The following is a 6,000-nucleotide window of genomic DNA, read 5'->3' on the forward strand; positions in this document are numbered from 1 at the left end:
CCCCTGGTTTGCCCGCGTTCCTAGGAAAAGCCCCATCCCGGGGCGGCAGCCGCCCCTCCAACAATGGGCTCTGCATCTTGATTGTGGTTTTCAGACAGAAAGGCGCTGATATGGATCGTCCGTGGCTCAACCACTACCCCGCGGGGTGCCCCATGCCATCGACCCCGAGGCCTACCCCTCGGTGGTGGAACTGCTGGAGGAATCCTTGCGGACCAATGCCGACCAGCCCTTCACGGCCTGCATGGACGTATGGATGCGCTACCGCGACCTGGACCAGCACTCGCGGCACCTGGGCGCCTGGCTGCAAAGCCTGCACCTGGAGCCCGACGCCCGCGTGGCCATCATGCTGCCCAATATCCCGCAGTTCGCCGTCAGCATGGCCGGCGTGCTGCGTGCCGGCTACACCTGCGTCAACGTCAACCCGCTGTACACGGCGCGCGAGCTGGAGCACCAGCTCAAGGATTCCGGCGCCACCGCCATCATCATCCTGGAAAACTTCGCGCACACGCTGGCCGACGTCCTGCCGCGCACCCCGATCCAGCACGTGTGCATGGCCTCCATGGGCGACCTGCTGGGCTTCTGGTACGGCCACTGGATCACCTTCGCCGTGCGCCACCTGGCCAAGATGGTGCCCGCCTACGAGCTGCCCCTGGACGGCCGCAGCGTCACCCCGTTCAAGCAAGCCCTGGCGCGCGGTGCGCGCCTGCAGCTGCGCAAGCCCCACGTCAACGGCGACAGCATCGCCTTCCTGCAGTACACCGGCGGCACCACCGGCCTGTCCAAGGGCGCCATCCTGACGCACCGCAACATCATTGCCGCCACGCTGCAGGCCGAGGCCTGGTTTGCCCCGGCCTACGCCGGGCAAAGCGACATGCGCAAGATCCACGGCATCGCCGCACTGCCGCTCTACCACATCTTCGCGCTGACCCTGCTGCTGCTGTCGCTGCGCCAGGGCTCCAGCCTCAGCCTGATTCCCAACCCGCGCGACATCCCCAAGTTTGTCGAGGTGCTGCGCAAGCGCCCCTTCCACACCCTGCCGGCCGTGAACACCCTGTTCAACGCGCTGCTGCAGAACCCCAAGTTCCGCGCCCTGGACTTTTCGGCACTGGCCGTGTCCCAGGCCGGCGGCATGGCGGCCTCCGAAGGCACGGCCCGCGAATGGCAGAAAGTGACCGGCAAGGCCATGATTGAGGGCTGGGGCATGAGCGAGACCTGCGCCATCGGCACCAACAACCCGGTCAACGCCACCCGCTTCAGCGGCACCATTGGCCTGCCGCTGCCCGGGATTGACCTGGCCATCAAGGACGATGACGGCAACACCCTGCCGCAGGGCGAGCACGGCGAGATCTGCATCCGCGGCCCCAACGTCATGCAGGGCTACTACCGCCAGCCCGAGGAAACGACCAAGGCCTTCACCGCCGATGGCTTCATGCGCACCGGCGACATCGGACTGATGGACGCGCAGGGCTTCTTCAAGATCATCGACCGCAAGAAGGACATGATCCTGGTCAGCGGCTTCAACGTCTTCCCGAACGAGCTGGAGAACGTCATCTCCCTGTGCCCCGGCGTGGTCGAATGCGCCGCCGTGGGCGTTCCGGATGAACACTCCGGCGAGGCCATCAAGGTGTTCGTCATCAAGAACGACCCCACGCTGACCGAGGAGCGCCTGCTGCGCTACTGCCACGACAACCTCACGGGCTACAAGCGGCCCAAGTACATCGAGTTCCGCGACGAACTGCCCAAGACCAACGTCGGCAAGATCTTGCGCCGCGAGCTGCGCCCCACGGCAGCGCCCGCACCAGCCCCCCGCCCCGAGACCGCCCCCCACTAGCCATGCCCCAGGACTCGACCACGCCGGGCCTGTGGCCCGGCATGTTTTTTTCGAACGCGGCTGGCTCTCGGCCAACAACATTCTGTTGCTGGGCCCCGACGATGCTGCCTTGGTGGACACCGGCTACTGCAGCCATGCAGAGCAGACGGTGGAGCTGGTGGCCAGCACCCTGGACACGCGGCCGCTCACCCACCTCCTGAACACCCACCTGCACAGCGACCACTGCGGCGGCAATGCCGCCCTGCAGGCGCGCTGGCCGGACGTGCAGACCTGGATTGCACCGGGGCAGGCCGCCCAGGTGCAGGACTGGGACCCCGTGGCCCTAAGCTACACCCCCACCGGCCAGTCCTGCCCCCGTTTTCGGGCCGACGGTGTGCTGCTGCCCGGCAGCACCGTCACCCTGGGCGGACGGCCCTGGCAGGTGCACGCCGCGCCCGGCCATGACCCGCACTCCATCGTGCTGTTCGAGCCCGAGCGCCGGCTGTTGATCTCTGCCGATGCGCTGTGGGAGCACGGCTTTGGTGTGGTGTTTCCAGAAATCGAAGGGGCGCAGGCGTTTGCCGAAGTGGCCGCCACACTGGACGTGATCGAGCAGTTGCAGCCCGCCCTGGTGCTGCCCGGCCACGGCCCGCTGTTCACCGACGTGGCCGCGGCCCTGGCCCGGGCGCGCCAGCGTTTGCAGGGTTTCATCGCCCAGCCCGAGCGCCATGCCCGCTACGCCGCCAAAGTGTTGCTCAAGTACAAGCTGCTGGAGTGGCAGCAGCTGCCGCTGGACCAGGTGCACGCCTGGTGCCGGCAGACACCCTACCTGGGCCTGCTGCACGCCCACTACTTTGACGCCCAGTCCCCCGCGCAGTGGGTCGAGACCCTGGTGCAGGAGCTGGTGGCCAGCCAGGCCGCCGCGCTGGAGGTGCGCGACGGCACCCCGCTGCTGCTCAACCGCTGAGACCGCACAGGCCCCACGCCGTGAGGCTGGGGCCCAACGGCGCTCAGGGCAGGTCGGGGTTGTACTCGGCCGTGGTCACCTTGGGCCCCACCGTGCCCAGGCGCGCCTTCAGCGACTGCGGGCGGCCAGTGATCATGGCCGCGTAGTTGGTGGTGTTGGACAGCACCTTCTTGACGTAGTCGCGCGTTTCGGTGAACGGCACGTTCTCCGCCCAGATGGCGCCCTCCAACACCGGGCCGTTGCGCCAGTTGCGCGGGCGCCCCGGGCCGGCGTTGTAACCGGCGGCGGCCATGGCCATAGAGCCCTCGAAGTCGTCCAGCGCCAGCTTCAGGTAGGACGTGCCGATGGTAATGTTCACATCGCGGTCGTTGATCATCTGCGGCTGGAAGTCGGTCATGCCGATCTTGCGCGCCGTCCACTTGGCGGTCGCCGGCATCACCTGCATCAGGCCCGAGGCCCCGACGTGCGAACGCGCATCCATGATGAAGCGGCTTTCCTGGCGGATCAGCCCGTAGACGTAGGCCGGGTCCAGGCCGATGCTGTTGGCCTTGGCGATCACCGCGTCGTGGAAGGGCATGGGGAAGCGCTGCTTCCAATCAATGGCTTCGCGCGTGCGTTCGCTGGTGTTGATGCAGCGGTCCCAGACCTGGGCCTTGCAGGCCAGATCGGCCGCGGCCAGCAGCTCGCGGTCGTTCATGCCGCCCGGCACATGCAGGCCCACGCTGTAGTTCCACTCGCGCACGCCCTCGCTGCGCAGGCCGATACGGATGGCATACAGCGCACGCTGCAGGCCGGGGTTGCTGGCTGCGGCCGCCTGTTCCTGTGCCGTCAGCGGTTGTGGGGCGGGCGGCACGGTGACGGCCTGGCCCAGGTCCTCCAGCGCCAATTTTTCGTAGAAACCCTTCACGCTGGCAATGCTCTGCAGTAGGCGCTGGGCCTCGGCGCGCTCGACCTCGCTGCCGCGGCGATCGTTCAGCAGGGCCCGGGCCTTCCAGTAGACCCAGGCGCTGTCGGCCTGCAATGCTGGCGGCATGGCATCGATGGTCTTGCGCACGGTGTGCCACTGCCCGGCCCGCAGGTTGGCGCGCACCATCCATTCCTGCGACTCGTCGGACATGCGCTCCGGCTTACCCACCTTGTCGAAGTAGGCCACCGCATTGCTGTCCAGGCGCCGTGCGCTGACCTTGCCGATGACGCCCCAAACCCAGTCACGCTCTTCGGCCCGCAGCTGGGCAGCCCAGCGGCTGTCCATCAGGTTGGCGGCCTGGTCGGGGTCGGTGCTGGCCATGCGGACCAGCGCCAGCACAGCCAGTTCACGCCGGGTGTTACCGCGCACCTTGCTGGTGCCCGCCAGGTACTTGGCCGGCGAGGCAAACACCTCGGTCAGGTGCGACAGCGCATCCGGCGCCACGATGGTGACGGCCCGGCGCGTGCCGGTCTGGCGGTTTTGCTCGGCAGACAGGCGCGCACGCTTCCACACGGCCAGCTCGTCGAGCTGCTTGATGGCGTACAGCTCGCTGGCGGCATAGGTGCAGCCGTCGTCGGCATCGCGCTGGGCGTGCCACAGGCGCACCACCTCCTGGGCGGCATGCTCGGGCTGGCGGCGCTCGATGGTCTGCACAGCCATGTCGTAGCAGCGCACCTCGCGGTCGTCCTGCATACGGAAATCGGCCAGCATGCGGGCAAAGTCGGACCATTGGCGGCGCTGCCCCAGCAGCAGCAGCCAGTCGTTGCGCAGACGGTCTTCCTGGTAGGTGCCGCGCCAACGCTGCAGGAAGGCATCGACCTCGGCCTGGTTCGAGGTTTCCAGGCGGGCCTTCAATTCCCAGTAGGCCGCCCAGGGCTCCAGCAGGTGTCCGGCGGTCTGGGGCAGCAGGGCCGCCAGCCGTGCCTTGTCGCCCTTGCGCGCCGCTTCCTGCATCTGCAGCAACACGTTGTCGCCCGCGGCGGTCTGGGCAACGGCCGAGAAAACTGGAACGCTAAAAACGAGGGCCGCGCAAAGCGGTGTCAGAATCTTGTGCAATGGCATAGAGGAATTATGTGATGGACAAAGCGGCCCTTCGACGCACCTTGGTACAGCAACGCCTCACTATGGTGGATCGCCTACAGCGCGCGGACGATTTGCAACGTGTCATGCGCATCTGGCTGGTGGACCGTCCGGACACCGTGATCGGCGCCTACTGGCCGATCAAGGGCGAGTTCGACCCCCTGCCCGTGCTGCACCGCTGGAAGGAGGACGGCGAACTGCTGGACAAGCCCCAGCGCCGCCGCATCGGCCTGCCGGTGATCGACAAGGTCACCAAGACCATGCGCTTCCATGCCTGGCACCCTGGCTGTCCCATGGAGGAGGATGCCTACGGCATTCCCAAGCCCAAGGACACCGAGGTGATCACCCCCACCCTGCTGTTCGTGCCCTGCGTGGGCTACGGCCCCGGCGGTTACCGCCTGGGCTATGGCGGGGGCTTTTACGACCGCACCCTGGCCGGCCTGCGCCCCGCACCGCACACGGTGGGGCTGGGCTTCACCCAGGGTTTCATTGAAGATTTCCTGCCGGAATCCCACGACCTGCCGCTGGATGCCATCCTGAACGACAACGGCGTGGTCTGGCCTGTTTGACTGTTGGTATGCCCGTTCGCAAGCAAAAATCCGTCCCGCAGCGCCGTTTGCAATCGCGCCCGCCCCTGACCCCCATGCACCTGCCGCTGACCCGCCCCGAGGTACAGCGCCTGCAAGGCCACATGCGCCGCCACGGCCCGCACAGCCTGACGCCGCGCCAGCACGACGCCATCTGGGACTTCCTGTTCGCCCTGCCTGAAAGCCAGGCCTGGATGGCCGACATGGTGGCGCAAACCCGCGCCGCCCAGGCCGGACTGCGGCCCCGTTCAAAAAAGGAAGCGTGACGCGCGCGCCTGCCTTGCGATGCAGATATAAAACATCTGCAAACGCTTGGACAGCGTGCGCAGACAGCTCCTGAAAATGAGCAGTTGTCTTCTTACCCCAACGGCACGCGGAAGGTGCCGGGCATGTCCATCAGACGCGCCACCCCTGGGCTAAGGGCTAAGGGCTAAGGGCTAAGGGCTAAGGGCTAAGGGCTAAGGGCTAAGAACGTGTTTACGATCTCCTGAGCAGTAGGGCCAGGAAAGCCAAGTGGACGAACTGCAGGCTGGTGTTCAAGAGCCGCTCGCAGTTCTTCCATAGCCTCCTGTTCTTGTCCAGCCACGCA

Annotated in this window: 4 protein-coding genes and 2 pseudogenes; 4 read left to right on the forward strand and 2 right to left on the reverse strand. The window is 66.9% G+C overall.

The genetic code is table 11. The annotated features are described in order from the left end of the window. Window positions 1-110 precede the first annotated feature (110 nt). Window positions 111-1,831, forward strand: a pseudogene (locus SJH88_RS05685) (AMP-binding protein). Window positions 1,832-1,916: 85 nt separating this feature from the next. Then, a complete protein-coding gene (locus SJH88_RS05690; RefSeq protein ID WP_420921721.1) occupies window positions 1,917-2,777 on the forward strand; it encodes an MBL fold metallo-hydrolase in 861 nt (286 codons plus the stop codon). Window positions 2,778-2,820: 43 nt separating this feature from the next. On the opposite strand, the gene SJH88_RS05695 is transcribed toward SJH88_RS05690, so the two are convergent. Further along, the gene (locus tag SJH88_RS05695; protein WP_274753855.1) at window positions 2,821-4,806 is read right to left on the reverse strand and encodes a lytic transglycosylase domain-containing protein; all 1,986 of its coding nucleotides are present in this window, start codon (window positions 4,804-4,806) and stop codon (window positions 2,821-2,823) included. Between the two features lie 14 nt (window positions 4,807-4,820). Here SJH88_RS05695 and SJH88_RS05700 point away from each other — a divergent pair, with 14 nt between their 5' ends. Together SJH88_RS05700 and SJH88_RS05705 are read left to right on the forward strand one after the other, a co-directional pair. Further along, complete coding sequence (locus SJH88_RS05700) at window positions 4,821-5,393, forward strand: 5-formyltetrahydrofolate cyclo-ligase (protein WP_274753856.1); 573 nt, start codon at window positions 4,821-4,823, stop codon at window positions 5,391-5,393. An 8-nt stretch (window positions 5,394-5,401) separates the two neighbouring features. After that, on the forward strand, window positions 5,402-5,677 hold the full coding sequence (locus SJH88_RS05705) for a hypothetical protein (protein ID WP_274753857.1): 276 nt from the start codon (window positions 5,402-5,404) through the stop codon (window positions 5,675-5,677). A 211-nt stretch (window positions 5,678-5,888) separates the two neighbouring features. On the opposite strand, the pseudogene SJH88_RS05710 reads toward SJH88_RS05705, so the two are convergent. After that, window positions 5,889-6,000 (reverse strand): annotated as a pseudogene (locus SJH88_RS05710) (IS5/IS1182 family transposase); the annotation flags it as partial.

The organism is Comamonas sp. GCA5 (assembly GCF_036541385.1).
In the GTDB taxonomy this organism is placed as follows: Bacteria; Pseudomonadota; Gammaproteobacteria; order Burkholderiales; family Burkholderiaceae_C; genus Comamonas; species Comamonas aquatica.